The following is a 25,973-nucleotide window of genomic DNA, read 5'->3' on the forward strand; positions in this document are numbered from 1 at the left end:
CGTCAGGCTCCGGGCTGGAATCGATCTTCGATGATGGCGGAATACAGGGACGGATCGACATTGCCGCCCGACAGGATGACGGCGGTGGTCAGGCCCGCCGTCTCGACCTTGCCGGTCAGCACAGCCGCCAGCGACACGGCCCCACCGGGCTCGACCACAAGTTTCAGCACCTTGAAGGCATAGGCCACCGCCGCCGCCACTTCGGCGTCCGAGACGGTCACAACGCCGGCCAGCCGCTGGTTGATCGGGAAGGTCAGCTCGCCGGGCCGGTCGGTCATCAGGGCGTCGCAGATCGAGGGCCGCTCAACCGGCGCATGGGTCAGCCGTTCGCCCGCCGCCAGCGACAGCAGGGTGTCGTTATAGGCCTCGGGCTCGACCCCGATCACCCGCGTCTCGTGCGACAGGGCCTCCATGGTCAGATTGATCCCCGCGATCAGCCCGCCGCCCGAGGCCCCGCACAACAGCAGGTCCAGCGGCGCATCGGCCTGCTCCATGATCTCCAGCCCGATCGTGCCCTGACCCTCGATGACGAAGGGATCGTCGAACGGGCGCACCAGCACCGACCCTTTCGACGCCGCGATTTCCTCGCCGATGGCCTCGCGGCTCTCGGTATAGCGGTCGTACATCCGCACCTCGCCGCCGAAAGCTATGACGCCCTCGACCTTCACCTTGGGACTGTCGGCAGGCATGACGATGATCGCCTCGACACCGAGGATCTGCGCTGCCGCGGCAACGGCCTGGGCGTGGTTGCCGGACGAATAGGCCACGACCCCGCGCGCCTTCTCCGCGTCCGTCAGCCGGCTGATGCGGTTCCACGCCCCGCGGAATTTGAAGGCCCCGGCGCGCTGCAGGTTTTCGGCCTTCAGCAGGATACGGCCCCCGAGCCGCGCATTCAGCGCCGGGCTCTCGATCAGGGGGGTGCGGACGGCATGGCCGGCGATCTGGCGGGCGGCGTCGCGGACGCCCTGGAATGAAGCGGTGTGCATGCGCCCACTTAACCGCACGCGCGGGCTCTGCGTAAGATGCGTTTATGAAGAGCCTGATCCTCGCCATCGACCAGGGCACCACTTCGACCCGGGCCATCGCCTTCGAAGCTGCGCCCGAAGGCGGACTTCAACCCGTGGCCGTCAGCCAGATCGAGCTTGGGCAGCATTTCCCGCACCCGGGCTGGGTCGAGCATGACGCCACCGAGATCTGGACCGCCACCCTGCAGACCTGCCGCGAGGCAGTCCGCAAGGCCGGCGGCGTCGGCCGGTTCGCCGCCATCGGCATCACCAACCAGCGGGAGACCTCCGTCCTGTGGGACGCCGCGACCGGCGAGCCGCTGCATCGCGCCATCGTCTGGCAGGACCGGCGTACCGCCGCCGCCACCGGCAAGCTGGCCGCCGCCGGCCATGAGCCGATGGTGCAGGCGGCGACCGGTCTGATCCTGGACCCCTATTTCTCCGCCTCGAAATTCGCCTGGCTGCTCGACGCCGTCCCCGGCGCGCGGGCTCGGGCTGAGGCCGGCGAGGTCAGGCTGGGCACGATCGAATGCTGGCTGATCTGGAAACTGACCGGCGGCGCGAGCCACGTCACCGACGTCACCAACGCCAGCCGTACCTCGCTGATGGACCTGTCGACGCGCGCATGGCGGTCCGATCTCGCTGAACTGTTCAACGTTCCCATGGCGGCCCTGCCGGAAATCCGCGACTGCGCCGACCATCTCGGCGACTGCGACCCCTCCCTGTTCGGCGCGGCCCTGCCGATCCACGGCGCGGCCGGGGACCAACAGGCGGCGCTGGTCGGGCACGGGGCCCTCAAGGCCGGGGACGCCAAGATCACCTACGGCACCGGCGCCTTCCTCGTCGCCAATGTCGGGAGCGAACCCGTCGGCTCGACCAGCCGGCTGCTGGGCACGCTCGGCTATGCCGCCGGCGGGGAGGTGGCGTACGCGCTCGAAGGCTCCATCTTCTCCGCCGGCTCGGCCATCCAGTGGCTGCGCGACGGGCTCAAGGTCATCACCGAATCGCGCCAGTCCGAGGCGATGGCCCAGGGTCTGAAGGACAACGGCGGCGTCTATCTGGTGCCCGGCTTCACCGGCCTTGGGGCGCCGTGGTGGGAGCCGGAGGCGCGCGGGACGATCGTCGGCCTGACCCGTGACAGCGGGCCGGCCCAGATGGTGCGGGCGGCGCTGGAATCGCTGGCGTATCAGACACGCGACCTGCTTGACGCGCTGGCAGGGGACGGCGCGCCGCCGCTCAAGGTGCTCAGGGTCGACGGCGGGGTCACCGCCAACGCCTTCGCCATGCAGTTCGTCGCCGACATCTGCGACGTCGTGGTCGAACGCCCGGCGTTTCAGGAGATGACGGCGCTGGGCGCGGCCAAGCTGGCGGCCCTGGGCGTCGGCCTGATCAGCGATCTGGAGGATCATCCCGTCGAGGCGCCGGCGCGCTGGACCCCGCGCATGGCCGGGGAAGAACGCGCCCGGCTGCTGAAGGGCTGGCGCGGCGCGGTGCGCGCGGCCATCATCGCCGCCCACCCGGAAGATGCATGACCCAGCTCATCACCGACGACGCCCAGGCGACCTTCTCCGGCACGCGGGAAGTGGATCCTCGCTATGCGCTGGACGAGGCCGCGCTGGACCGCTGGCTGGCGGCGAACGTCGAAGGTTATGCGGGCCCCCTGACTGTGCGCCAGTTCAAGGGCGGCCAGTCGAACCCGACCTATGAGCTGGTCACCCCCGGCCACGCCTATGTCCTGCGCCGCAAGCCGCCCGGGACCCTGCTGCCGAGCGCCCATGCCGTCGACCGTGAGTTCACCGTCATTACGGCCCTGCACAGACAGGGCTATCCGGTCGCCCGGCCTTATGCCCTGTGTACGGACGACGGAGTCCTCGGCTCGATGTTCTACGTCATGGACAAGGTCGAGGGCCGGGTGCTGTGGGACCTGAAACTGCCGGGCATGGCGCCGGCCCAGCGTCGCGCCATCTATGAATCCCAGGTCGATACCCTGGCGGCCCTGCACGCCTTCGACCCCGCCGCCATAGGACTGTCCGACTACGGACGGCCGGGCAATTATTTCGAGCGGCAGGTTGGGCGCTGGACCAAACAGTATCGCGCCTCCGAGATTGATCGGATTCCAGCCATGGATCGTCTGATCGAATTCCTGCCCGCCACCCTTCCGCCAGACGGGCCGACGCGGATCGTCCACGGCGACTTCCGCCTCGACAATCTGATCCTCTCGCCGGACGGACCACAGGTTCGCGCGGTGCTGGACTGGGAGCTGTCGACCCTCGGCGATCCGATGGCGGACTTTTCCTATCTTCTGATCGCCTGGGTCATTCCGGCGACGGCGCGCAACGGTCTGGCCGGGGCCGATATCGAGGCGCTGGGCATTCCCTCGGTAGCCGAGACGGTCGAGCACTACGCCCGGCTGACAGGAGCCACGCCGGCCAATCTCGACTGGCTGTTCGCCTACAATCTGTTCCGTCTCGCGGCCATCTGCCAAGGCATCGCCGGGCGCGTCCGCGACGGAACGGCGGCCTCGAGCCACGCCCGCACCATGGCGGCCCAGGTGCCGATGCTGGCGGCCGGGGCTCTGAGCTTCGCAGAGAAGGCCGGCGCCTGATCCAGGGGACGGAAAAATACAGTGCGAAGCGTCCGCTCCGTCCGCTCCGTCCGCTCCGTCCACGGCGTCCACTGCGTCCGCTTCGATATCACCCGACATCCGGCGATCATGGCCCGCCGCTGCGTCAGTAATGGTCGCAACCGGACCGTTCAGGGCTGATTTTGTCCTAGCCGGGTTCGCCGACGAGGGTGAAGGCGGCCCAATAGGCAGGGTGGGCCCAGCGGCGTTCGGCGCGGACGGCGCGGATGCCGGCCTGCAGCGCCCGGGCGCGGACGCCCGGATCGCCGGCGCGCCGGCCATCGAGGTCGGCGAAGGCCGAGGTGATCAGGGTCGTCGTCGCGACGTCCGACACCTCCCAGTGCGACACCATCACCGACCGGGCCCCGGCGTAGAAGAAGGCCCTCGCCAGCCCGGAAAGGCCCTCGCCGCCGGGCCGCCCGTCGGACGCCGCAGTATTGCAGGCCGACAGCACCACGAACTCGGCGTCCAGCCGCAGCTGGGCCGCCTCGGAGGCGCTCAGATAGCCGTCGTCGGCATCTGTGGCCTGATCGGGCGGGGTCATGACCAGTCCGGGTTCGGCGGCGGCGGAGCCGGCCATCAGGCCATGGGTCGAGAAGACCACGAACCGCGCCCGCGACAGGGCGTCGGCGTCGAGGGCGCGCACCGCGTGTTCGGTCGCCTCCGGACCGATCCGGACAAGGGCGTCCGGATAGCGGGTCTTCAGCGTCTCCAGCTCCAGCTTCGAACCGGGCAGGGAGGGCAGGGCCCGCAGCTTGCGGACATCGGCCAGCCGTCCTTCGCCCATGACATCGTCCGCCGCAGGGGAACCACGCGTGGCGTTCACAGGTTCGCCCGTCAGCAGCGGCGCGCCGAAGGCGGCGAGGTGCAGGCGGGCGCCGGTGGTTTCAGCCCGCCGCGCCACAGCTCCACGCGGCTGCGGACAACCCGCGCTGCGCTGCCCCGGATCAGCGACCAGATGGCACCGCAATGCTTCCAGACTGGATACCGACGGCAGGGTGGCGAGGGCGTAGCGGTCGATCAGCCAGGACGTCGCGGCCAGGGCCTCGGGCGCGGCGTCGGAGCCTGTGGGGGCTCCGGTCGTCAACACCGACAGCGGCAGGGAGGTCAGGGCGCCGGTGACGACCGAAATGAGCGTCGTCTTGCCCTCGAAGGCCGCTTCGACGGGCTGGACGAGCTCCGTATACAGACGATGCGCCGTGGCGCGGTCGAACGGCCTCGCCTGCGGTCCGGCGAACAGGATCGGATCGACGTCCGGACCGCCGCGCACGGCGCCGGCGCTGGTCAGGGAGGCCCGCAGCCGGTTCACCGCGGCGGTCATCGCCGCATCGCCCAGATCCTCCGCCCGGGTCCATTCGACCCGCTCCCGCGATATGCCCCAGACATAAGTCGCCTCGGGATTGACCAGCACCAGCAGCAGACCCTCGTCCGGGCCGAGCAGGGCCTGGGTTTCGGCGACCGACAGGGCGCGCGGGCTGGTCAGTTCCGAATAGGCGGGGAAGCGGGCGTCAATGTCAGCGTCCACGGCCCGCAGCCTTTCGACCGTCGCCTCCCAGGCCGCGCGGGTCCGGGCTCGGTCGGCAAGGGCCGCGGCGTCTTCCGAGGCGTAGAGCCGCTCCAGCTCGCGCTCCAGCCGGTCGCGGCGCTCGATCAGGTCCTCGCGCTCCTCCGCCAGCCGGCCGAGGGCGTCGTCGCCCTGGGCGAAACGGGCAGAGACCCGCGCCAGGGCGTCGGCGGCGTCGGAAGCGATGGCCCACTGCGCCGCCTCATAGGCTTCGGCGCGCAGGGCGGCGGGCGATTCCTGACGTGCGGGAGCCGGGCCGGCGGCGAAGACGGCGACGATCGCGGCGACGGAAGCCAGCTGCCTTGCCGCCCGGGCTGCGATCATCCGTTCGGGCCTCAGTTGCTCAGCACCTGGACCTTGGTCCAGACGTCGCCGCGGTTGACGATATCAACCTGCATCTGGCCGCCGGCGCGCGGAGAGACCGTGCAGACCGGATAGTGGTCGCCGAAGCCGTCGCGACAGACCACGGCGCCGCGGGCGTCGCGCACGACCAGATCGATATTCGTGTCGCCGTCGCCGATGGCGGCGACCCGCAGGACCTCCCCGCCGCGCGCCTCGACGTCGAAGGCCCAGCGCTCGCGGGCCTGGAGAGATTTCACCGTCAGCACCGGTCCGGCGCCGAACATCGACGACCGGACGCCCCGGGTCAGCGGATCGCGTAGGCGGTCGATGGCGTCTACCACCCCGGGATTGTCGCCGGCCATGGCCGCGGCCTCGTCCAGCAGGCTTGCGGCGGTCAGGAAGGGAGTCTCGCCCTCGGTCTGCCGCACTGGCACTTCGGCCAGCAGGCGAGCCGCCATGATCAGGGCGCCCGCGTCGCTGCGATCACGGCCCCAGGCGGCCAGTTCAGCGGCGGTCAGGACCTGGGTCACGCCGCGCGCGGCCGGCGTCAGCACAATGTCTTCCTGCCCGGCGGTCGCCACGGCTCCGGCGCCGAAAAGGAGGCCGATCGCGAGGCTCGCGCCGATCCATGTCCGTCCGCCGATACGCATCACCGTTCCCGCTCGCTGTCCGGCCCACGGACTGCGGGCCGATCATGCACTGTCCGGGCCTTTGGGAGAACAGGGATACTGACGGAAGCTGACAGGGGTGGCCGACGGGTCAGCGCGGGGCCAGGACGGCGCCGTTCAGGATGCGCCGGTCGTCCTTCGCCTGGACCAGAATCGCCACGGCCTGACCTGGTTCGCGGGCGCGGGGCAGGGCGTAGAGGGCGGGTCGTCCGGTCCACTCGCCCAGAGTCCGCACCGAGCGCACGACGTTCATGTGCCGCACTGTGCGCCCGCGATTGTCGCCCCGGGCGATCACGACCTCCTGCGGGCCGGGCGTGAAGGTCACGGCCACCACCTCGGCGCCCCCGACCGGAACGCGGCCGGAGCCGACGCCGACGCGGTCGCCGCCGGCGCGGAACTCGATCTCGGGCGGAAACACACGGCGCGCGGCCTCTTCATCAATGGCGCTCTGCAGGGCCGGCGCCTGGGCGCCCACGACCTGACGGCGGCCGTCAATCACGACCTGGGGCGTCGCCACGTCGCGCAGTCTCAGGGGCTTGCGATAGGCGCGCTGACGCTGGGCGAATTCAGGCCGGGCGAAGGTGTCTTCCCAGCCCAGATAGTCCCAGTAGTCGACGGCGTAGGTCAGGGCGATGACGCCGGGCTCGGCCGCGACGGACTCGAAACGGGCGTTGGCCTCGGGACAGCCGGCGCAGCCCTGGGCGGTGAACAGCTCAATGACCACAGGCTCAGGCGGCGGGGTTTCGCGCGCGGCGCGGGCCGACGACGGCTGGGCCACAGACCCCGCCGCGACAAGGGCGGCCGCCAGGGCCGCCGCAGGGATGATCCAGCCCCTCGCTCGCATGGCGGAGAGGTTAATCACGGCAGGCGAAAACGCGCCGCTCATTTTCGCGTGAAGGCCGAACGCTGCGGGGGATGATCAGACGCGGATGTCCAACAGGGCCCCGGGGCGCGCCGGCCGCTCTTCCTGGATTGTCGGCGCGGACGGGGGCTCGGCAGAGCGTGAGGTCGGTTCAGCTCCGCCCGTCTGCACCGCATCCAGCGCCGCCTTGAAGAAATCCGAGCGTGCGACCCGCACAGGGGCCTGCCCGGCGGGCTGCGGTGGAAACAGGACGGACGGGAGATTGGGTCGAATCGCGCTCATGCCGACAGGGTTAATGAAAACCGTCGGAAAGGGGTTAACGCCCCGGTTCGCGCGATGTCGCTGTCGGCAGGGGCCGGACCGGAGCCTGGATGGCCGCGACCAGCCGTTCGACCTCGGCCGCGTCGATCAGGGGGCCGGACGACTTCGCCACCACCACGCCCATGGCGTTGACCGCAAACGTCTCGGGAGCGCCGGTGATGCCGAGATCGAGGCCCGCACGCCCCTCCCGATCGACCAGCACCATGGAATAGGGATCGCCCAGTTCGTCGAGGAAGGCGCGGGTGGCGACAGGGTCGTCCTTCCAGGCCACCCCGACCACAGCCACGCCGCGGGCCTTGAGCGCCATCAGATTGGGGTGCTCGGCCCGGCACGGCGCGCACCAGCTGGCGAAGACATTGACCAGCATCGGCTTGCCGACGCCCGCGGTCTTGAGGTCGAGATGACCGGGACCGGGCTGGTCGCCCGTCAGCATGGGCAGGACGGTCTCGGGGATGGGCTGGCCGACGATGGCGTCGGGCTTGATCGCCGGATCGCGCTTCAGCGACCAGCCGATGAACAGCGCCGACAGCGCCACAAGGACGATGAGCGGGACGACGGACAGCCACCGGCTCATTTTGGGGTTTCGTCTTCCAGCTGTTTGAGCTCCGCCGACCAGCGGCGGGCCGCGATCATGGCGCGGGCGGCGAGCGCGGCCAGGACGGCGGCGCTCAGCGCCCAGGCGGGCCAGACGAAGGCGGCGTAGCGGCCCATGTCGAGGTCGAACATGCTCATGCCTCCAGAGCCTTGCGGGCGCGGATCGACAGCACCCGGCGGCGCACGATCTCGGTGCGGATCGACGTCAGCCAGATGGCCAGGAACAGGGCGCCATAGGCGGCCATCATCATCAGCAGGGGCGTCAGATAGACCGCCGACATCGACGGGCCGTCCGCCCGCAGCAGCGACGCCGGCTGGTGCAGGGTGTTCCACCAGTCGACCGAGAATTTGACGATCGGCAGGTTGATCAGGCCGACGAGGCCCAGCACGGCCGCGGCGCGGGCGGCCTTGACCTCGTCGTCGATCGAGGCCCGCAGCGCCATATAGCCGAGATAGAACAGGAACAGGATCAGCACCGACATCAGCCGCGCGTCCCCCCAGGCCCACCAGGCCCCCCACATGGGCTTGCCCCACAGGCTGCCGGTGACCAGGGCCAGGGCGGTGAAGGCCGCGCCGGGCAGGGCGGCGGCGCGGGCGGCGGCGTCCGCCAGCGGATGGCGGAACACCAGGGCGAAGAAGCTGGACACGCCCAGCGCCCCATAGGCCATCAGCCCGAGACTGGCCGCCGGCACATGGACGAACATGATCCGCACCGTGTCGCCCTGCTGATAATCCTCGGGCGCGGTGAAGCTGAACCAGGTCGCTACCGCCAGCAGAACGGCGGCCAGACCCCACAGCACCGGGGTCAGCGGGCGGGTGAAGCGCAGAAAGCGGTCTGGGTTGGCGAGGCCGAACATCGTCGACTCCTTAGCGGGCCGGGGCGGCGCGCGCCATATGGGGACATCACGGGGTGGCCCCGCGACGCAGGCGCCGTGCTATGGCAACGACAAATCCGACCCGAAAGACCCCGCCATGACCGATGACGTGACCAAGGACTCCAACGGCAACATCCTCGCCGACGGCGACAGCGTGACCCTGATCAAGGACCTCAAGGTCAAGGGTTCGGGCGGAGTGACGCTGAAGCGCGGAACGCTGGTCAAGAACATCCGGCTGACCGGCGACTCCGATGAGATCGAGGCCAATGTCGACAAGGTGCGCGGCCTCGTGCTGCGCACGGAATTCGTCAAGAAGGCCTGATCGTCAGCCCTGCGCATTCCGGACCGCCGCGGCCCCTGCGAACGGCGTGACCACCGCCGCGAACAGCACCCAGGCGGCGAGGAAGGCAAGCGCCGGCGTCGGGTCGAGGCCGTTGACGGCCCGCTCCAGCGCGCCCGCACCGAACACCACCGGTGGAATGAACAGCGGCAGGACCACGACGGCGATCAGCAGGCCGCCGCGTTTGGATCCCAGCGCCAGCGCCGCACCGAGCGCGCCGGTCAGGGCGAACCCCAGCGATCCGACCAGGGCTGACAGCACGACCAGCGGCGCTTGCGACGGCGGGAGGCCGAGCGTGATCGCGGCGATCGGCGCGGTCAGGGCCAGCGGGACGCCGACCGCCAGCCACTGGGCCTTGGCCTTGGCGAGAACGACCAGTTCCAGCGGGATCGGACCCAGGGCGATCAGGTCCAGCGCCCCGTCCTCGAGATCGCGCTCGAACAGCCGCTCCAGCGACAGGATCGACGACAGGGCGAGGGCCAGCCATGCGATCCCGCCCGCAACCGGCCTGAGGCCCGCCGGATCGCCACCCGCCGCCAGCGGAATGAGGACCGTCAGGCACAGGAAGAAGCCGCAGGCCAGCAACGGTCCGCCGCCGCCGGACCAGGCCAGCGCCAGCTCGCGCCGGAACAGGATCAGCAGCCCTTTCATCGCCCGGCCCCGATGTCGAGCGCGCGCGCCGCGACGGGCAGCGGGTCGTGGACGGCGGCGAGGATGGCGCCGCCCTTGTCGAGGTGCGCCTGCATCAGCAGGCCGAGGGCGGCCCGCCAGCGCGCATCGAGCGGGGCGAAGGGTTCGTCCAGCAGCCACAGCGGACGGGGCGCGGCGACCAGCCGGGCGAAGGCGAGGCGGCGGCGCTGTCCGGCCGAGAGCTGGCGCACCTCGAGGTCCAGCAGGGGCTCCAGCGCCAGCACATCGGCGGCGGCGGCGATCCCGTCGTCATTCGCTCCGGCCCAGCGGGCCTGGAAGTCCAGCTCCTCGCGCGCCCGGCGACCGCCTTTCAATCCGTCCAGATGGCCGAGCCAGTGGATATGATTGGCCCGGGCCGCAGCCGGTTCGACATCGACGAAGACGACCGCCCCGGCGTCCGGACGGATGAAGCCGGCGAGGGCGCGCAGCAGCGAGGTCTTGCCCGCTCCGTTCGCCCCGGTCAGGGCCACGGCCTCGCCCGGGGCGATGTCGAACGACAGGTCGCGGAACAGCACCCGCTCGCCGCGTGAAACCGTCAGGGCTGAAACGGAAATCATCCGCGACCCCCCCAGTTGCGAACCCCTCTCAATGCCCATGCTCCCGACGTGGATACATGGACGGGACCCGGAACCATCGCTATATCCAGCCCCGCCGCAGCAGGCGTTCGCCGCGCGCGTCGGGGACCTGTGCGCCCCGCCGTCGACCGCGCGATCGTGCAACCGGATTGTCGGGCGGCGTGAACCAGAGGAAGCCTCTCCATGCCGTCAGTCGACAGCCTCAAGACCCGCCGGGACATCACCGTCGGGCGCAAGAAATACGCCTATTACAGCCTTCCGGCCGCTGAGGAAGCGGGCCTGACCGGCATTTCGCGCCTGCCGCGCTCGATGAAGGTGCTGCTCGAGAACCTGCTGCGCAATGAGGACGGCGTTTCCGTTAGCGAAGCCGACCTCAAGGCCGTGGCCGCCTGGATCGACAACAAGGGCTCGGTCGAGCACGAGATCGCCTTCCGTCCGGCCCGGGTGCTGATGCAGGACTTCACCGGCGTGCCCGCCGTCGTCGACCTGGCCGCCATGCGCGACGCCATGTCGGCCCTCGGCGCCGACCCGACGAAGATCAACCCGTTGAACCCGGTCGACCTGGTCATCGACCACTCGGTCATGGTCGACCATTTCGGCACGCCCGGCGCCTTCAACCAGAACGTCGAGCGCGAATATGAGCGCAACATCGAGCGCTACAAATTCCTGCGCTGGGGCTCGTCGGCCTTCAACAATTTCCGCGTCGTGCCTCCCGGCACCGGCATCTGCCACCAGGTCAATCTCGAGAGCCTGGCCCAGACCGTATGGACCGTGGCCGAGGGCAAGGCGACCGTGGCCTATCCCGACACCGTGGTCGGCACTGACAGCCACACCACCATGATCAACGGCCTCGCCGTGCTGGGCTGGGGCGTCGGCGGCATCGAGGCAGAGGCGGCCATGCTGGGCCAGCCGATCCCCATGCTGATCCCGGAAGTCGTCGGCTTCCGCCTCATCGGCGCCCTGCCGGAAGGCGCGACCGCCACGGATCTGGTGCTGACCGTCACCCAGATGTTGCGCAAGAGGGGCGTGGTCGGGAAATTCGTCGAGTTCTTCGGCCCCGGCGTCATCAGCCTGACCATCGAGGATCAGGCCACCATCGCCAACATGGCCCCGGAATACGGCGCCACCTGCGGTTTCTTCCCCGTTTCGGCGGCGACCATCGGCTATCTGACCGCCACCGGCCGCGACAAGGCCCGCGTCGCCCTCGTGGAAGCCTACGCCAAGGCGCAAGGCCTGTGGATCGACGAGACCTCGGAAGATCCGGTGTTCAGCGACGTGCTGGAGCTGGACATGGGCACGGTCGTGCCGTCGCTGGCCGGTCCCAAGCGCCCGCAGGACAAGGTCGAGCTGACCGTCGCCGCCCCGGCCTTCGAGACCGCCCTGACCGAGGTGTTCAGCCGCGCCACCGACGCTCCGCGCGTCAAGGTCGACGGTGAGAAATTCGATCTCGGCGACGGCGATGTGGTCATCGCCGCCATCACCTCCTGCACCAACACCTCCAACCCGTCGGTGCTGATCGCCGCCGGTCTGGTGGCGCGCAAGGCCCACAAGCTGGGGATGAAGGTCAAGCCGTGGGTCAAGACCTCGCTGGCCCCCGGCTCGCAGGTGGTCACCGACTATCTGACCGCCGCCGGCCTGCAGGCCGACCTCGACGCCCTGGGCTTCAACCTGGTCGGCTACGGCTGCACCACCTGCATCGGCAACTCGGGCCCGCTGTCGGACAGCATCTCCAAGGCCATCAACGAGAACGAACTGGTCGCCACCTCGGTGCTGTCGGGCAACCGCAATTTCGAGGGCCGGGTGAACCCCGACGTCCAGGCCAACTACCTGGCCTCGCCGCCGCTGGTCGTCGCCTACGCCCTGGCCGGCTCGATGCGGATCGACATCTCGAAGGATCCGATCGGCAAGGACAAGAAGGGCAAGGACGTCTTCCTGAAGGACGTCTGGCCGACCTCGAAAGAGATCGCCGACATCCAGAAGAAATGCGTCACCCCGGCCATGTTCGCCAAACGCTATGCCGACGTCTTCAAGGGCGACAAGCACTGGCAGGGCATCAAGGTCGAGGGCGGCCAGACCTACGCCTGGGACGAGAGCTCCACCTACGTCGCCAACCCGCCCTATTTCGAGGGCTTGTCGATGGAGCCGGCGCCAATCACCGACATCGTTGAGGCCCGGGTGCTGGCCATCTTCGGCGACTCGATCACCACCGACCACATCAGCCCGGCCGGCTCGATCAAGAAGACCTCGCCCGCCGGCGCCTGGCTGACCAACCGCGGCGTGGATGCGCTGGACTTCAACAGCTACGGCGCCCGTCGCGGCCACCACGAAGTCATGATGCGCGGCACCTTCGCCAACATCCGCATCCGCAACAAGATCACCCCGGACATCGAGGGCGGGGTGACCAAACATTTCCCGTCGCAGGACACGATGTCGATCTATGACGCGGCCATGCGCTACCAGTCGGAAGGCCGGCCGCTGGTCGTGTTCGCGGGCAAGGAATACGGCACCGGCTCGTCGCGCGACTGGGCCGCCAAGGGCACCCGCCTGCTGGGCGTCCGCGCGGTTCTGGCCGAGAGCTACGAGCGCATTCACCGCTCCAACCTGGTCGGGATGGGCGTGGTGCCGCTGCAGTTCAAGGCCGAGGGCTGGACCCGTCTGGGTCTGACCGGCGAGGAGATCGTCACCATCCGCGGCCTGTCGGACGTCAATGTCGGCAAGCTGCGTCCGCGTCAGGACCTGTGGGTCGAGCTGTTCCGTCCGTCGGACGGCAAGATGGCCCGCTTCCCGGTCCGCTGCCGCATCGATAACCAGACCGAGCTGGACTACTTCAAGGCCGGCGGGGTCATGCCGTATGTGCTGCGCAATCTGGCGCGCGGTGCGGCGGAGTAGGCTTCAGCCCGGACGAAACGTCGAGGGCCGGCGGAGCGATCCGCCGGCCCTTTTTCTTTGATGCGGGCTCCCGTGCCAACAGCGGGCCCTCCCGGAGGCAGCTGTGGGTGGAAACTGAACGTTTGGGCCGGGTGTCGGCTACGGCCTCTCGCTGTCGTTGCGTCTCGTGAAAACAAGTTTGCGTTGAACTGACAGCATGTTTCCTACCCGATCTGGAAGCGCCGTCGAACGCCCACGGCGAGCAGGAAGATCAGCACCCCGGAAGCCAATGACTGCAGCGTGGTCACGCCCCGCAAACCCCAGGCCACGCTCGCGCTGACATTCATCAAGGCGACAGGCCACCAGTCCCTGACCGCTGGATCGCTCGTGGTCGCGGCCAGAACGGCGAACGGCTTGAAAACGACACTGAGCGCGAAACTCTGCCCTTCCCAGAAACCCTGATCACCGGCCACCCCATAATGGGCCGCCCATGCCCAGTAACCCAAACCACTGGCGAAGGTGAGTACGCCCAGGGACAGGATCGGTCCCCACAGACCAGAGCCGTAGTTGGACGTTCGGCCGTAGAGCCAACCAAAAAACTTTTCGATCCCAGACACGCCAGAACGGTTGTGCCGGGCCCGTAGCTGAAACCTGTAGTAACGCTGCTCGCGCACTTCGTCGCGCGCCGCGCCCATGGCCACCTTCAGCGTTCGACAGCCACTTTCCAGTTCGACGAGGCGTCTTCTTTCGGCATTCTTACGGAACTGGTTCCGTTCTCTACAACCAAACTTCTCCTTGCGCGCCGCCCTGCCTTTCTTCTCCCTGACCAGCTCTGCCCACGCGGCGTCTTCGGCTCCCCCAAGCAGCTCGGGGAAGATCTTGTCGGCCGCCTTGTCAAGGCCGTCGGTCAGAAGCAGACCCTTCTCGAACTGCGCGCCGCCAAATGCAGCGGCTAGCAGCCCGCCTCTCCCTTCGCCGCCGGCCCCCGAAAAATCAGCCAGAGCCGCGAAGCGGGCGCCCAGGAAGGCCCCAGCGAATTGGCGTTGCGGATTGGCGATAGTGGCCGCGAAGCTGACGGGGCCAAGGAACACCGCGCTGTGGAAGTGTGCGTCGCCTGTGAAGGTCGCGCTTGCGAAGAATGCGCCGCCTGTGAAGGTCGCCCTTGCGAAGTATGCGCCGCCTGTGAAGGTCGCGCTTGCGAAGTTTGCGACGTCTGTGAAGGTCGCGCTGTAGAAGTATGCGTCGCCTGTGAAGGTCGCGCTGTAGAAGTATGCGCCGCCTGTGAAGGTCGCGCTGTAGAAGTATGCGCCGCCTATGAAGGTCGCGCCGTAGAAGCGTGCGTCGCCTGTGAAGGTCGCGCTTGCGAAGAATGCGACGCCTGTGAAGGTCGCGCTTGCGAAGAATGCGTCGCCTGTGAAGGTCGCGCTTTCGAAGTTTGCGACGTCTGTGAAGGTCGCGCTTTCGAAGTCTGCGCCGGGCCCGAATCTTGAGTGCTCGAACTCGGCCTGCCCAAACCAGGTGTGTCGGCAGGACAGATGTAGCGGACTCGCACTACCATCAGGGTGGTTCGGGGAGGGCCCAAGCACCGCGCCATCCAGCCGGGCTCGGCCGTCTGGCCCCGAAAACTTATACCCATCGAGATTGCGGAACCCGGACGTCTCGACTCCCGCCGCGACCCGGGTGGCGACCAGAGCGGCCAACCCAGCAAAGTCGGGGTGGTCCGGGTTCGCCTTCGAACTGGTAGCCGACCCCGTTCGGCCACGCGGCGGCAAATGGGCTAGGTGCCAGGTCCGGCCGTCGAAGTCGATCAGTTGGCCGGCGTCCCGCATCGCCGCATCATCACGGCTGACCCCGGTAGCCGGATCGCGCCGCCAGTAGTCCTGTAGAGTCTTCTCACCATGCAGGCCGCCGGTCGGGATGATGTGTCTCGACAGGCCGTCCCAGCTGAAGTCGGCACTGAACCATTCGGCCCACCGGCGCGCCTCGCGGTCAGCGGCGCTGTCAGTTTCCTTGACCATTCGCCCCCCCCACGGGGCCGGCCTGCGTCGCCGCGCCGTTCGCCGGGCGCAGACAGAGCGGACAGCCCGGACCGTCGCAAGAGCATAACTCTCCCGGTGGACTCGGTACATCATTTCGCCGCCCGCGCGAATTTCCGTCAGGCGGAAGATGGACACGAACCGCGGTCCTGAGGGGCGTAGTCGCCAAGGTCAAGACCGCCTCTACCCCCGTGTATCGATCTGGTAGCCGTGGCCGGGTAGGGTCCGACTAGGGTCGAAAGCGGCGCCAGGCTTGGGACCTGAAAGCGGATGTTCAACGACCTCGAACCTTGTCATCCCGGACGCCGCGAAGGGGCGATCCGGGATGACAAGGTTCACCTCATCGATCAGCCGTAAGGCGCGAGCCTAGCGCCTGAACACCTCGACCCCGATCTCGCCGTCGGGGGTCAGCCAGGCCCGCTTCATGCCCTGGCTGTTGAAGGGGGCGGCGATGTTACCATTCCGATCGAGGGCGATCAGCCCGCCGTCGCCGCCCATGTCGCCGATCTCGTCGATGACGGCGCGGCCGGCCTCGGCGAGAGTCTGGCCCGCTGCGACTCGCCAGCTGACCTGCACGCAGGCGGCGACGCGGATGAAATATTCGCCCTGACCAGTGCCCGAGACGGCCACGCGGCCATCGGCCCAGCTGCCTGCGCCGGGGATGGGGGTGTCGCCGACCCGGCCCGGCATCTTGCCGAACACGCCGGCGGTCGAAGTCGCGGCGGCCAGCCGTCCGGCGCGGTCCAGCACGCAACAGCCGACCGTGCCGTGGGCCAGGGCGCCGGGCGGATGGTTGTCCTCACCCTGCCCGGCCCGGGTGAACCAGGCCTCTTCGTCGCCGATGCGTTCCAGCCCCTGGTCGAGGGCGAACAGGGCCGCGCCCTCGCCGGCCAGCATGACGTGCGGGGTGCGGTCCATCACCGCCCGGGCCGCCACGACGGGGTTGCGGAAGCCCTGCAGGGCGGCGACGGCCCCGGCCTTGCGCGTTGCGCCGTCCATCAGGCTGGCGTCCAGCTCATAGGCCCCCGCCAGATTCGGGGAGGCCCCGCGGCCGGCGACATAGAGGCCGGAATCCTCCAGCAGCACCGTCGTCTCGACGGCGACGTCCAGGGCGCTCGCCCCGGCGTCCAGCCGCGCCTTCATGGCCGCGACGACCTCGCCCATATGCGCGATCTCGAGGGTGTAGTCGCGCTCGCGCCGGGCGCCGGCGCCGCCGTGGAGGATGAGGGCGGGTCTGCCGGTCATCAGGGCCTCTTTTATCTCGGGTCGAGGGTCGCTAGCGTCACGTGACGACGGCGGCGCTTTCGCCCGTCATGCGCGCCAAGGGATGATCCGTGCAAGCTTCAGGGCCCTTCGTGGTTTCGAATTCCGCCCGCATCGAGATTGATCCGGGCCTGAAGCCATCGTCCATGATCGCCGCCTTCAAACAATTCGGCCGCATCCACATCCCCGGCTTCCTCAAGCCTGAATCGGCCGGGATGCTGCACCGGGCCCTCGCGACGGAAAAACTGTGGCTGTGCTCGACCATGGGCGGGGGCCAGACCATCGACGTTCCCGTCGAACAGCTGGAGGCCTTCCCGCCCGATCAGGCGATGCGCTTCGTGCAACTGGCCCATGCCGAGGCGCGCGACGGCTTCCACTATATGTTCGACAACATCCGGATCAGCGACCTGGCCGAGCAGCGGCAGCCGCTGGCCGCCGAACTGGCGGCCGCCTACGCGTTCCTGAACAGTCCGGCGTTTCTCGATTTCGTACGCGCCCTGACCGGCGACCCGCGTCCCAATTTCGTCGACGCCCAGGCGACCCGCTACGAACGCGGACACTATCTGACACAGCATGACGACTCGGCCGAGGGCAAGGGACGGCTGTACGCCTATGTCCTGAACCTGACGCCGCATTGGCGGAGCGACTGGGGCGGTCTGCTGAACTTCATCGACGCCGACGGTCACGTAGCCGAGGCCTACAGCCCGGCCTGGAACGCCCTGAACCTGTTCCGCGTGCCCCAGGCCCACGCTGTGTCCTGCGTCGCCCCCTTCGCCGGGGCGCCACGGCTGTCGATCACCGGCTGGGTGCGCCAGATCGACCTCAGCCTCCTCCCCGGCCGGAGCCCCGCCTCCGGCAAGACCCAAGGAACACCCCCCTGATGCGCGCTGTCCTGTCCAAGGCCCCCGGCGGTCCCGAAACCCTCGTCGTCGAGGAGGTGCTGGACCCCCGGCCGATGAAGGGCGAGGTGGTGATCGAGGTGCGGGCCGTAGGCGTCAACTTCCCCGACACCCTGATCATCGAGGACAAGTACCAGTTCAAGCCGACGCGCCCCTTCTCGCCCGGCGGCGAGGTGGCGGGCGTGGTCGAGGCCGTTGGCGAGGGGGTGACCAACGTCCGTAAGGGCGACCGGGTCATCGCCGTGCCCGGCTGGGGCGGGATGGTCGAACGGCTGGCGGTCCCGGCCGCCTCGGTGATGAAGATCCCCGACGCCATGGATTTCGAGACGGCCGCTGCGCTCGTGATGACCTACGGCACGTCATATTACGCGCTGAAGGATCGGGCGCAGTTGAAGGCCGGCGAGAGTCTGCTGGTGCTGGGGGCCGCGGGTGGCGTCGGCGTGGCGGCGGTCGAGCTGGGCAAGGTCATGGGCGCCCATGTCATCGCCGCGGCCTCGACCAACGACAAGGTCCAGTTCGCCCTCGACGCCGGCGCCGACAACGGCCTGATCTATCCCTCCGGCAGGATGGACAAGGCGGCGCAGAAGGAGCTGTCGGGCGAGCTGAAACTGGCCTCGGGCCGCGACGGACCGGACGTGGTCTATGACGCCGTCGGCGGCGACTATTGCGAGCCGGCCTTGCGGGCCATGGACTGGAACGGCCGCTATCTGGTGGTCGGCTTTCCGGGCGGGATTCCGGCCCTGCCGCTGAACCTGACCCTGCTCAAGTCGGTGTCGGTGATCGGGGTGTTCTGGGGCGCGGCCGTCATGCGCGACCCTGCCGCCCACGCGGCCAACATGGCCGACCTGCTCAAGATGTGGAGCGAGGGCAGGATCCGCCCGCGCGTCAGCCGCACCTATCCGCTGGAACGCGCCCATGAGGCCATCAAGGCCCTCGGCGACCGTTCGGTGATGGGCAAGGTCGTGGTCACGGTCGAATCGTGACCCTGCGCCTGTCGCCCTCGCTGGACGCGGCGGCGCTGCACCAGGCGTTTGGGGCGCGGCGGCGGCTGCACATCCCCGGCGTCCTCGATCCCGACAGCGCCGGGGCGGTCGTCGCGGCCATGGAGGCCTTCGACGGCTGGAAGGTCAGCGTTTCCGCCGGGGGTGAGTTCTTCGAGCTGCCCCTCAGCGGCCGCGTCGCCGACGAGCCCGGCAAACAGGGCTGGATCGACCAGGCCCGCGTCGACGGGGCCGAGCCGCGCATGCAGTACATCTTCGACACCCGCCGGCTGGACATGGAGCCGGAGGAGGCGCCGCGTGACGCCGTCAGCGAGGTGCCTGGTTTCCTCAACGGGCCGGATTTCATCGCCTTCGTCCGGACTGTGACCGGCGATGCCCGCATCGACTTCGCCGACGCCCAGGCCACCCGTTACCGGCCCGGCCATGTCCTGACCGGCCATGACGACACGGCGGCCGGCAAGAACCGGCTCTACGCCTATGTGCTCAACCTGACGCGCGACTGGCGCCCCGACTGGGGCGGGGTGCTGGCCTTCGAGGCGGCGGACGGGCATATCGAGGAAGGCTTTGCACCCGCCTTCAACGCCCTCAACATATTCGCCGTGCCGATGCGCCATGCGGTGACCCAGGTGGCCAGCTTCGCGCCCCGGGACCGGTTGTCGATCACCGGCTGGCTGCGCTCGCACCAGGCGATCGGCCCGCAAGACTGATCAAACGTCGCGCAACCGTTCCAGCGCAGCGTCGGCCTGATCCTTGTGCCGGCGCTTGATATTGGCGCCCAGGGTGGCGATCAGGGCCGCGATCACCGCCGCGTCGTCGGTGAAGCCGATGCCGGCGAAAATGTCGGGAATGGCGTCGAACGGCAGGACGAAATAGGCGAGCGCACCCAGCATGATCCCCTTGGCCGCCGTCGGCGTCTCCGGGTCGCGGGCCGCATACCAGACACTGATCACCTGCCGGGCGAAGGGAATGCGGGCCGCCGTGCGCCGGATCTTGGGCCAGAACCCCTTCTGCACCCGCACCTCATTGACCTGCTGTATGGAGGGGACGAGGGCGCGGGACGGGTCCAGCGCGTCTTCAGGCGTGATCGGTTTGGCATTCGTGGTCATGGCGGCTAAATCTCCGCGACTGATCTCTGGTTCAAAATCAACATAGGGGCTCCGGCCATGAAACTCGACGGGTCGATTGCGGCGGTGGTGACGGGCGGAGCCTCCGGCTTGGGCGAAGGCACGGCGCGAGCCATCGCCGCCACGGGCGCCAGGGTCGCCCTGTTCGACATGAACGCCGAACGCGGAGAGGTCATCGCCGAACAGCTGGGCGGCGTTTTCTGCCACGTGGACGTGACGGACGACGCCTCGGTCGCCGCCGGTTTCGAGAAGGCCCGCGCCGCCCATGGCCAGGAGCGCCTCACGGTCAACTGCGCCGGCATCGCCACCGGCCAGAAGACGGTCAGCCGCAAGAAGGACACGGGCGAGATCCGCGCCCATGACATGGCCCAGTTCGAACGCACCGTGCGGGTCAATCTGTTCGGCAGCTTCCGCGTCCTGAGCCAGTCGGCGGCCGGCATGGCGGCGCTGGAGCCCCTGGCCGACGGCGAACGCGGCCTGATCGTCAACACAGCCTCCGTGGCGGCCCAGGACGGCCAGATCGGCCAGGCGGCCTATGCCGCGTCCAAGGGCGGCGTCTACGCCATGACCCTGCCGGTCGCCCGCGACCTCGCCCAGGAAGGCATCCGCTGCAACACCATCCTGCCCGGTATCATGTGGACGCCGATGATGGCCGGGATGGACCAGAAGATTCAGGACGCCCTCGCCGCCGCCATTCCCTTCCCCAGCCGCCTGGGCACGCCTGCGGACTATGCCTCGCTGGTTCTGGAGCTGGCCCGCAACGTCTACATCAACGGCGAATGCATCCGTCTGGACGGCGCCATCAGGTTGGCGCCCCGCTGACGCGGGTAGGGCGCTAACGCTCGCGACGCGGTCGCTCGCTGCTTGAGCGCAAGGAAAAGTGCGGTGGGGGCTTGCGAGGGATCGGGCCTTCCCGCTATACGCCCGCCTCCGACTGAAGTGCGGGCGTAGCTCAGTGGTAGAGCACAACCTTGCCAAGGTTGGGGTCGAGAGTTCGAATCTCTTCGCCCGCTCCAGTCGTGCAGGACGACCCAACTCGTTGGACTCCGTCCTGGAAAAGTGGACTCCCAGCCCGCGATCGCGGGCTGGGACCAGTTTGACAAGGGACTTCCAGCCACCGCCCCGCATGGGCTCTGCGCCAAGAGCACTCATTGGGGTCACCACCCACGCGGCGACGACAACACCTTCGACATCAAGCGCCATCTGATCAGCAGACCCGCTCTTCGCCGCTTCCGCACCGATGCGAGTCTGTCTGGGCCACTGTGGTTGCCTGATTTCGGCCGGGCAGGCCCTTCTCGACTTGGCGCGGTTAACCTGACGACACCCGCCCAGCCGCGATTTCGGGCGCTGTAGATTCAGAGCAAAGCCCGGACGCGCTTCAGGTCTTCGACGAAGCGGCGGCGTTCCGCGCGTCGGGTCGCCTCGTCCGGCAGCCGGAGCAGGTAGGACGGATGCACGGTCGCCAGGACCTGGGAGCCGTCGGGTTGTGGAAGCGGCTCACCGCGCTCCGTCATCACGGCAATCTTCCGGTTCAGCACGCCCAGCGCTGCGGTCGCGCCGAGGGTCACGATAACCTTCGGCTTGACCAGCCGCCGCTCCGCATCCAGCCACCAGCGGCAGGCGCTGATCTCGCTGACGAGCGGCGTCTTGTGGATGCGCCGTTTTCCCCGCGGCTCATGTTTGAAATGCTTCACTGCATTGGTCACAAAGGCGTCGTCCCGGTCGATGCCCGCCTCTGCCAGCGCCTCGTCCAGCACCTGACCCGCCGGACCGACGAAGGGTCGGCCAGCCAGATCCTCCTGATCACCCGGCTGCTCGCCGACGATCATCAGTCGCGCCTGCTTCGCCCCGGCGCCGCAAACACCTTGGGTCGCGTCGCGCCATAGCGGGCATCGGCGGCAGGTTTGAACCGCCTGTCCGAGCTCGTCCAGCGTAGAGGGGATGAAGCCTTCATCGAAGGCATGGTCGCGGTTCATGCGCGACAACGTCTTTGCCAGCCGGAGATTGGGTTCGGTGGCCGGCGCCCCGACCATGGTCTCGGTCCGGGCCGACGCCTGCGCTGTCAGCTCCCGGATCAGGGCCGCCTCTGGGAGGTTCTTCCAGTACCGTTTGGGCATTTCGCCCTGCATCGCCTTCAGCTTGAGCCGGGCCGGGTTGAACGTCGACGCGTAGTAGGTCTTCCAGAAATCCTCGACCTCGTCTTCCGATGGCGCCATGTCGCGGGTCGCGGGCGGCCCGAAGGCCAGCGCATCACCGTCCCAGACCGCCGAACCGTCCGGCGTCAGGATGGCCCAGCGCATGGTCGGGAAACGACGCGCGAAGAACGGCGCCGTCCGCTCGAGCACCCGATGTGCGGGTTCGAACCAGGCCGCCCAGCGTTCGCCATCGGCCGCCTCGATCCGCCGGAAGCGCACGAAGGCCTTCATCTTGTGGCTGGCGCGGCTAACATTCTTGGCCCGCTCGATCGCGTCGGCCACGTCGACGTCGGTGACGACCCGGATCAAGTCAGGTTCGGCCTTCATCCGCCACAGCAATCGGTACAGCAGATCAAACCTGTCCGCCGACCGATGCAGGATCACAGACTGCGCGAGATCGACGAAGGCGCGGGACGTATGAAAGGACGCGTCCGGCCTGGGCGCGGGAAGGCCGTCGTCGAACAGGCCCGCTACGCTTCGCCCGACCCGGAAGACGGCCTCTTCCGGGGGGACGCCGGCCTGCCGCAGAGCCCGGGCCGCCGCCCGCCAGCCGTCGAAATCCGTTTCGCCGGTCAGGGTCGCGAGGCGCATTCAGAACAGGCTCAGCTGGACCGGCCGCACGGCCGGCGTCAACCGCACGCGCAGGTCGGCGGCGTCGGTCAGCCCCCCCGGTGTCCAGTCCAGGGCGGTGATGAACGGCCGCACCTTGTGGATGCCCCGGCAAAGACGACCGATGTCCTCCAGTCGCAAGGTTCGCCAGCGCCGAACCTGCAGGATGCGGTCGACCGACTTGACCCCCAGCCCCGGCACCCGCAGCAGCATTTCCCGCGCGGCCGTGTTCACATCGACCGGAAACTGCGCCCGGCTGTTGAGCGCCCAGGCCAGTTTGGGATCGATGGCGAGGTCCAGCATGCCGTCGTTGGCGGCGTCGCCGATCTCGGCCGGTGAAAAGCCATAGAACCGCATCAGCCAGTCCGCCTGGTACAGCCGGTGCTCCCGCATCAGCGGCGGTTTCGACAGCGGCAGGGCGCTGGACGAATCGGGTATCGGACTGAAGGCCGAATAGTAGACCCTGCGCAGGCCATATCCGGCGTAGAGCGAGGCGCTCCGGTCGACGATCTCTGTATCGGACGCGCCGTCCGCGCCTATGATCAACTGGGTGCTCTGGCCGGCCGGCGCAAACCTCGGCGGTTTCACCCGGTCCTTCTTCGCTGGACGCGCCGCCTCCACCTTGAGGCGCACCCGAGCCATCGCATACTTGATGACGCCCACATCCTTCTGCGGCGCCAGCCGTTTCAGCGCTTCGTCGCGCGGCAGTTCGATGTTGGCCGACAATCGATCGGCGTAGAGGCCTGCCTCCTCGATCAGTAGCGGATCGGCTTCCGGGATCAACTTCAGGTGAATGTAGCCTCGGAAGTCGTGGTCGATTCGAAGCGTCTTCGCGACGAGAACCAACTGTTCCATGGTGTAGTCGCCTGAGCGGATAATGCCCGAGGAAAGGAACAGGCCTTCGATATAGTTGCGCTTGTAGAAATTCAGTGTCAGTTCGACGACCTCATCGACACTGAAGCGAGCTCGCCTCACATTCGAGGACGCCCGGTTGATGCAATAGACGCAATCGTAAATGCAGAAATTGGTCAGCAATATCTTCAGCAAGGACACGCACCGGCCATCCGGCGTGTAGGCGTGGCAGATGCCCAAGCCCTCGGTCGAGCCGACGCCCTTGCCACCGATCGAGTCCCGCTTTGATGTCCCGGAAGATGCGCAGGAGGCGTCGTATTTGGCGGCATCCGCGAGGACGGCGAGCTTGCTGCGCAGATCGAGGACGGTCATCAGTTCATGTTATGTTCCAACGCGTCGCCCGTGTCGAGCGGGGCCGGCAGAAATAGCGGTTTCGCCCCCTACGGCGCCGATCTGGAGGTGTTCCTGGAAAAGCGCATCTTCTCCAACACCGTCATCCGCCTGACTGGCTCCAACCTGCTCGACAGTTCGAGGGATGAGGTGTTCGACAAGTTTGACGACCAGGCGGCCAGAACGCCCGGACTATGACGAGTACGAGCTGGAAACCGAGTCCGCGTGGCCGGTCTATCAACGGGTCATGCGCGTCGCCTTCTGATCCGACGGACCGCAATCCACGGCCGGCCCCGTTGTCATGGGTCCTGTCCCGATCCGGCACCGTGGCGCTGGACGGCGCGCCCCGGCCCGGCTAGGTCGCCTTCGGGGCGAAAGCGGACCGGTTCGGTTCGCCGTTTGCAAGGTGTCTCCCGGACGGGCGCGCGTGGCGCCAGAACGGGACAGTCGGGTCGCATGTTTCTCGAAGGCCAGGTCAACTGGATGTGGGTGCTGGGGGCGGTCGCCGCCGTGGGCTGGATCGTGGGCCTCGTCGCCCTGTGGTTCGCCTTTCGCAACAGCACGCGACACGTCAGCGCCTCGGATCAGCTCGATCTGGTCCAGCGCGTCGCCGACGATTCCCAAAAACGCCTCTTTGAAACCCTGAACGCCATTCCCGTGGCTCTGGTCGAGACCGACCGGCAGGGCAAATTCGTGTTCGCCAACCGCGCCGCCCACCAGCTGCTGGGCCGCAAGGACGCCGAGCTGATCGGCCTGCGCTTCCATTCCGCCACCTGGGGCATCACCTTCCCGGACGGCCGGCCCGTGCCGCCGGACCTGCTGCCGAGCGCTCGCGCCCTGCGCGGCCAGACGGTCCGGGGCTTCCAGCATCTGCTGGCCAACCCCGCCTCGCGCCGCAAGATGCTGGTCTCGGTCACGGCCATGCCGATCGAGAACGAGCTGGGCCAGATCACCGGCTCGACCGCCGCCATCGTCGAGACCGAAGGCCTGCAGACCCCCGAAGTCATCATGCCGGAACCCGTCCCGGCCCCCTCCGACGACCTGACGCGCCGTGTCTTCGACGCCGCCTCCAGCGCCCTGATCGTGGTCGGAGCCGACGGCCAGGTGCGAGAGGCCAACCGCACCGCCCTGCTGGTGCTGGGCCGCCCCGAGGCGGACGGCGACTTCGCCGACCTGTTCCTGGCCGAGGACGAGCGCGTCGAGGGCCGTCAGGCTCTACGCGCCGCCCTGTCCGCCCCCGCCGGCGATGCCGAAGCCTTCGTCTCGCGCCGCGGCGGCGAGGACGACATCCGCTGGTCCATGCTGCCGCTGTCCGATGCCGATGGTCGCGTCGACGCGTTGCTGCTGGCCGGAGAGCGCGCTGAGCCGGCCCCGCACTCCGAACCGGACGTCGTGGAGGCCGATGTGCCCGAGGTTGTCCCGGACGAATCGCTCGCCCTGCGCGAGGCTGCTGATGAAGCCCGACGCCAGGCCGAGGAAGCCCTCGCCGCCGCCGCCGCCGCCCGTGAGGAGGCGCAGTCCGCCTGGGCCGCCGCGCGCAAGGCCGGCGAGGACGCCGAGGCCGAGCTGGCCGGAGGTCGTCGTATGGAGAACGTCGGCCGTCTGACCGGTGGGCTGGCTCATGATTTCAACGCCCTGCTGGGGGTTATGACCGGCGCTCTCGACATGATGCTGCGCCAGGCCGACGACCCCGCCCGGGTGCGCCGCATCGGCCAGGCCGCCCTGGCCGCCGGCCAGAGGGGCGAACTTTTGACCCGCCGCCTGACCGCCTTCTCGCAGGGTGATGACGAGCCGGTGCTGCGCGTCCTCGACGCCGGCGTGCTGCTACGCGGCATGGAAACCCGGCTGCGAGCCCTGGGCGGACCGGGCGTCGACCTGATGATCGAGGGACCGTCCGGGGACGCCCCCGTGCGGCTCGACCCGGTCGCCTTCGAGGGCGCGGTCCGCGGCCTCACCCAGAACGCCATCGACGCCGTCGCCGGCCGGGGATCGGTCGCGGTGCGGCTGGAGACCCTGCTGGAGGGCGGGGCGCGGCTGAGCGTGCGGGACAGCGGTCCGGGCATGGATCGTGACCTGGCCGCCCGCGCGGTTGAACCCTTCTTCACCACCCGCGAGGGGGCGGCGGGCCTCGGCCTGTCGCAGGCCTATGCCTTCGCCCGTCAGTCCGGCGGCGTCCTGTCCATCGACAGCAAGCCCGGTGAAGGCGCCGAGGTCTCGATCACCCTTCCCAACGTGGCCTGAGCCGCCGCCTTTCACCGTTCGCCGGCCCGGCGTATGA

Annotated in this window: 24 protein-coding genes and 1 tRNA gene; 11 read left to right on the forward strand and 14 right to left on the reverse strand. The window is 68.7% G+C overall.

All coding sequences use genetic code 11. From position 1 onward, the window contains the following. Positions 1–2: 2 nt before the first annotated feature. Positions 3–986, reverse strand: a complete 984-nt coding sequence (locus ACTIEW_RS03620; protein ID WP_439476544.1) for a threonine ammonia-lyase — start codon at positions 984–986, stop codon at positions 3–5. Positions 987–1,030: 44 nt separating this feature from the next. On the opposite strand from ACTIEW_RS03620, the gene glpK reads away from it, so the two are divergent. After that, on the forward strand, positions 1,031–2,536 hold the full coding sequence (glpK, locus tag ACTIEW_RS03625; protein WP_439476545.1) for a glycerol kinase GlpK: 1,506 nt from the start codon (positions 1,031–1,033) through the stop codon (positions 2,534–2,536). Beyond that, the gene (locus ACTIEW_RS03630) at positions 2,533–3,609 is read left to right on the forward strand and encodes a phosphotransferase family protein (RefSeq protein WP_439476546.1); all 1,077 of its coding nucleotides are present in this window, start codon (positions 2,533–2,535) and stop codon (positions 3,607–3,609) included. Before glpK ends, ACTIEW_RS03630 begins: the two co-directional genes overlap by 4 nt. Before the next feature lie 166 nt (positions 3,610–3,775). On the opposite strand, the gene ACTIEW_RS03635 is transcribed toward ACTIEW_RS03630, so the two are convergent. The 6 genes from ACTIEW_RS03635 to ccmC all read right to left on the reverse strand — a co-directional run bounded on the left by ACTIEW_RS03635 (position 3,776) and on the right by ccmC (position 8,835). Further along, complete coding sequence (locus tag ACTIEW_RS03635; protein ID WP_439476547.1) at positions 3,776–5,515, reverse strand: CHAT domain-containing protein; 1,740 nt, start codon at positions 5,513–5,515, stop codon at positions 3,776–3,778. Positions 5,516–5,526: 11 nt separating this feature from the next. Then, the gene (locus ACTIEW_RS03640) at positions 5,527–6,183 is read right to left on the reverse strand and encodes a hypothetical protein (RefSeq protein WP_439476548.1); all 657 of its coding nucleotides are present in this window, start codon (positions 6,181–6,183) and stop codon (positions 5,527–5,529) included. Positions 6,184–6,292: 109 nt separating this feature from the next. Beyond that, the gene (locus ACTIEW_RS03645) at positions 6,293–7,087 is read right to left on the reverse strand and encodes a DUF1223 domain-containing protein (protein WP_439476549.1); all 795 of its coding nucleotides are present in this window, start codon (positions 7,085–7,087) and stop codon (positions 6,293–6,295) included. A gap of 292 nt (positions 7,088–7,379) precedes the next feature. Continuing rightward, positions 7,380–7,958 (reverse strand): DsbE family thiol:disulfide interchange protein, encoded by a 579-nt coding sequence (locus tag ACTIEW_RS03650; protein WP_439476550.1) that lies wholly within the window; start codon positions 7,956–7,958, stop codon positions 7,380–7,382. Then, entirely contained in the window at positions 7,955–8,116 is a 162-nt protein-coding gene (ccmD, locus tag ACTIEW_RS03655) for a heme exporter protein CcmD (protein WP_439476551.1), read from the reverse strand. Before ccmD ends, ACTIEW_RS03650 begins: the two co-directional genes overlap by 4 nt. Further along, positions 8,113–8,835: a heme ABC transporter permease CcmC gene (gene ccmC / locus ACTIEW_RS03660; RefSeq protein WP_439476552.1), complete on the reverse strand. Its 723-nt coding sequence runs from the start codon at positions 8,833–8,835 to the stop codon at positions 8,113–8,115. Before ccmC ends, ccmD begins: the two co-directional genes overlap by 4 nt. 115 nt (positions 8,836–8,950) lie before the next feature. On the opposite strand from ccmC, the gene ACTIEW_RS03665 reads away from it, so the two are divergent. Beyond that, positions 8,951–9,175, forward strand: coding sequence for an alkylphosphonate utilization protein (locus ACTIEW_RS03665; RefSeq protein ID WP_439476553.1), 225 nt, complete (start codon positions 8,951–8,953; stop codon positions 9,173–9,175). A 3-nt stretch (positions 9,176–9,178) separates the two neighbouring features. On the opposite strand, the gene ccmB is transcribed toward ACTIEW_RS03665, so the two are convergent. After that, on the reverse strand, positions 9,179–9,844 hold the full coding sequence (gene ccmB, locus ACTIEW_RS03670; protein ID WP_439476554.1) for a heme exporter protein CcmB: 666 nt from the start codon (positions 9,842–9,844) through the stop codon (positions 9,179–9,181). Further along, entirely contained in the window at positions 9,841–10,479 is a 639-nt protein-coding gene (ccmA, locus tag ACTIEW_RS03675) for a heme ABC exporter ATP-binding protein CcmA (RefSeq protein ID WP_439476555.1), read from the reverse strand. Before ccmA ends, ccmB begins: the two co-directional genes overlap by 4 nt. A 162-nt stretch (positions 10,480–10,641) precedes the next feature. On the opposite strand from ccmA, the gene acnA reads away from it, so the two are divergent. After that, positions 10,642–13,347 carry an aconitate hydratase AcnA gene (gene acnA, locus ACTIEW_RS03680; protein WP_439476556.1) on the forward strand — a complete coding sequence of 902 codons (2,706 nt, stop codon included), beginning with the start codon at positions 10,642–10,644 and terminating at the stop codon, positions 13,345–13,347. Positions 13,348–13,550: 203 nt separating this feature from the next. Here the strand turns inward: acnA and ACTIEW_RS03685 are convergent, their stop codons facing one another. Beyond that, a complete protein-coding gene (locus tag ACTIEW_RS03685; protein ID WP_439476557.1) occupies positions 13,551–15,344 on the reverse strand; it encodes a pentapeptide repeat-containing protein in 1,794 nt (597 codons plus the stop codon). 384 nt (positions 15,345–15,728) lie between these two features. After that, positions 15,729–16,610, reverse strand: a complete 882-nt coding sequence (locus ACTIEW_RS03690) for an isoaspartyl peptidase/L-asparaginase family protein (RefSeq protein WP_439476701.1) — start codon at positions 16,608–16,610, stop codon at positions 15,729–15,731. Between the two features lie 107 nt (positions 16,611–16,717). Between ACTIEW_RS03690 and ACTIEW_RS03695 the strand changes: the two genes are divergently transcribed. Genes ACTIEW_RS03695 through ACTIEW_RS03705 form a run of 3 tightly spaced genes read left to right on the forward strand, consistent with a single transcriptional unit; the run spans position 16,718 to position 19,232 of the window. Then, positions 16,718–17,506, forward strand: coding sequence for a 2OG-Fe(II) oxygenase (locus ACTIEW_RS03695; RefSeq protein ID WP_439476558.1), 789 nt, complete (start codon positions 16,718–16,720; stop codon positions 17,504–17,506). Next, a complete protein-coding gene (locus ACTIEW_RS03700; protein WP_439476559.1) occupies positions 17,506–18,507 on the forward strand; it encodes an NADPH:quinone oxidoreductase family protein in 1,002 nt (333 codons plus the stop codon). The genes ACTIEW_RS03695 and ACTIEW_RS03700 overlap by 1 nt, the downstream gene beginning before the upstream one ends. Then, positions 18,504–19,232 carry a 2OG-Fe(II) oxygenase gene (locus ACTIEW_RS03705; protein ID WP_439476560.1) on the forward strand — a complete coding sequence of 243 codons (729 nt, stop codon included), beginning with the start codon at positions 18,504–18,506 and terminating at the stop codon, positions 19,230–19,232. The genes ACTIEW_RS03700 and ACTIEW_RS03705 overlap by 4 nt, the downstream gene beginning before the upstream one ends. Here the strand turns inward: ACTIEW_RS03705 and ACTIEW_RS03710 are convergent, their stop codons facing one another. Then, positions 19,233–19,631 (reverse strand): YkvA family protein, encoded by a 399-nt coding sequence (locus ACTIEW_RS03710; RefSeq protein WP_439476561.1) that lies wholly within the window; start codon positions 19,629–19,631, stop codon positions 19,233–19,235. It lies immediately after the preceding gene. 57 nt (positions 19,632–19,688) lie between these two features. Here ACTIEW_RS03710 and ACTIEW_RS03715 point away from each other — a divergent pair, with 57 nt between their 5' ends. Together ACTIEW_RS03715 and ACTIEW_RS03720 are read left to right on the forward strand one after the other, a co-directional pair. Further along, positions 19,689–20,471 carry an SDR family oxidoreductase gene (locus ACTIEW_RS03715; protein WP_439476562.1) on the forward strand — a complete coding sequence of 261 codons (783 nt, stop codon included), beginning with the start codon at positions 19,689–19,691 and terminating at the stop codon, positions 20,469–20,471. A gap of 119 nt (positions 20,472–20,590) precedes the next feature. Next, positions 20,591–20,665 (forward strand) — tRNA-Gly (locus ACTIEW_RS03720). A gap of 339 nt (positions 20,666–21,004) precedes the next feature. Here the strand turns inward: ACTIEW_RS03720 and ACTIEW_RS03725 are convergent. Together ACTIEW_RS03725 and ACTIEW_RS03730 are read right to left on the reverse strand one after the other, a co-directional pair. Beyond that, a complete protein-coding gene (locus tag ACTIEW_RS03725; RefSeq protein ID WP_439476563.1) occupies positions 21,005–22,435 on the reverse strand; it encodes a UdgX family uracil-DNA binding protein in 1,431 nt (476 codons plus the stop codon). Then, the gene (locus ACTIEW_RS03730) at positions 22,436–23,677 is read right to left on the reverse strand and encodes a putative DNA modification/repair radical SAM protein (RefSeq protein WP_439476564.1); all 1,242 of its coding nucleotides are present in this window, start codon (positions 23,675–23,677) and stop codon (positions 22,436–22,438) included. Between the two features lie 6 nt (positions 23,678–23,683). On the opposite strand from ACTIEW_RS03730, the gene ACTIEW_RS03735 reads away from it, so the two are divergent. Then, positions 23,684–23,893, forward strand: coding sequence for a hypothetical protein (locus ACTIEW_RS03735; protein WP_439476565.1), 210 nt, complete (start codon positions 23,684–23,686; stop codon positions 23,891–23,893). A gap of 258 nt (positions 23,894–24,151) precedes the next feature. After that, positions 24,152–25,936 (forward strand): ATP-binding protein, encoded by a 1,785-nt coding sequence (locus tag ACTIEW_RS03740; protein WP_439476566.1) that lies wholly within the window; start codon positions 24,152–24,154, stop codon positions 25,934–25,936. Positions 25,937–25,973: the final 37 nt, after the last annotated feature.

This window comes from Brevundimonas sp. (genome assembly GCF_051860745.1).
In the GTDB taxonomy this organism is placed as follows: domain Bacteria; phylum Pseudomonadota; class Alphaproteobacteria; order Caulobacterales; family Caulobacteraceae; genus Brevundimonas.

Coding starts and splice junctions, on each gene's coding strand:
- ACTIEW_RS03740 (WP_439476566.1), top strand. CDS start 24,152: ATGTTTCTCGAAGGCCAGGTCAACTGGATGTGGGTGCTGGGGGCGGTC.
- glpK (WP_439476545.1), top strand. CDS start 1,031: ATGAAGAGCCTGATCCTCGCCATCGACCAGGGCACCACTTCGACCCGG.
- ACTIEW_RS03715 (WP_439476562.1), top strand. CDS start 19,689: ATGAAACTCGACGGGTCGATTGCGGCGGTGGTGACGGGCGGAGCCTCC.
- ACTIEW_RS03620 (WP_439476544.1), bottom strand. CDS start 986: ATGCACACCGCTTCATTCCAGGGCGTCCGCGACGCCGCCCGCCAGATC.
- ACTIEW_RS03640 (WP_439476548.1), bottom strand. CDS start 6,183: ATGCGTATCGGCGGACGGACATGGATCGGCGCGAGCCTCGCGATCGGC.
- ACTIEW_RS03735 (WP_439476565.1), top strand. CDS start 23,684: ATGTTATGTTCCAACGCGTCGCCCGTGTCGAGCGGGGCCGGCAGAAAT.
- ACTIEW_RS03635 (WP_439476547.1), bottom strand. CDS start 5,515: ATGATCGCAGCCCGGGCGGCAAGGCAGCTGGCTTCCGTCGCCGCGATC.
- ccmB (WP_439476554.1), bottom strand. CDS start 9,844: ATGAAAGGGCTGCTGATCCTGTTCCGGCGCGAGCTGGCGCTGGCCTGG.
- ACTIEW_RS03700 (WP_439476559.1), top strand. CDS start 17,506: ATGCGCGCTGTCCTGTCCAAGGCCCCCGGCGGTCCCGAAACCCTCGTC.
- ACTIEW_RS03710 (WP_439476561.1), bottom strand. CDS start 19,631: ATGACCACGAATGCCAAACCGATCACGCCTGAAGACGCGCTGGACCCG.
- ACTIEW_RS03685 (WP_439476557.1), bottom strand. CDS start 15,344: ATGGTCAAGGAAACTGACAGCGCCGCTGACCGCGAGGCGCGCCGGTGG.
- ACTIEW_RS03650 (WP_439476550.1), bottom strand. CDS start 7,958: ATGAGCCGGTGGCTGTCCGTCGTCCCGCTCATCGTCCTTGTGGCGCTG.
- ACTIEW_RS03730 (WP_439476564.1), bottom strand. CDS start 23,677: ATGACCGTCCTCGATCTGCGCAGCAAGCTCGCCGTCCTCGCGGATGCC.
- ccmD (WP_439476551.1), bottom strand. CDS start 8,116: ATGAGCATGTTCGACCTCGACATGGGCCGCTACGCCGCCTTCGTCTGG.
- ACTIEW_RS03645 (WP_439476549.1), bottom strand. CDS start 7,087: ATGAGCGGCGCGTTTTCGCCTGCCGTGATTAACCTCTCCGCCATGCGA.
- ccmC (WP_439476552.1), bottom strand. CDS start 8,835: ATGTTCGGCCTCGCCAACCCAGACCGCTTTCTGCGCTTCACCCGCCCG.
- ACTIEW_RS03725 (WP_439476563.1), bottom strand. CDS start 22,435: ATGCGCCTCGCGACCCTGACCGGCGAAACGGATTTCGACGGCTGGCGG.
- ccmA (WP_439476555.1), bottom strand. CDS start 10,479: ATGGGCATTGAGAGGGGTTCGCAACTGGGGGGGTCGCGGATGATTTCC.
- ACTIEW_RS03665 (WP_439476553.1), top strand. CDS start 8,951: ATGACCGATGACGTGACCAAGGACTCCAACGGCAACATCCTCGCCGAC.
- acnA (WP_439476556.1), top strand. CDS start 10,642: ATGCCGTCAGTCGACAGCCTCAAGACCCGCCGGGACATCACCGTCGGG.
- ACTIEW_RS03630 (WP_439476546.1), top strand. CDS start 2,533: ATGACCCAGCTCATCACCGACGACGCCCAGGCGACCTTCTCCGGCACG.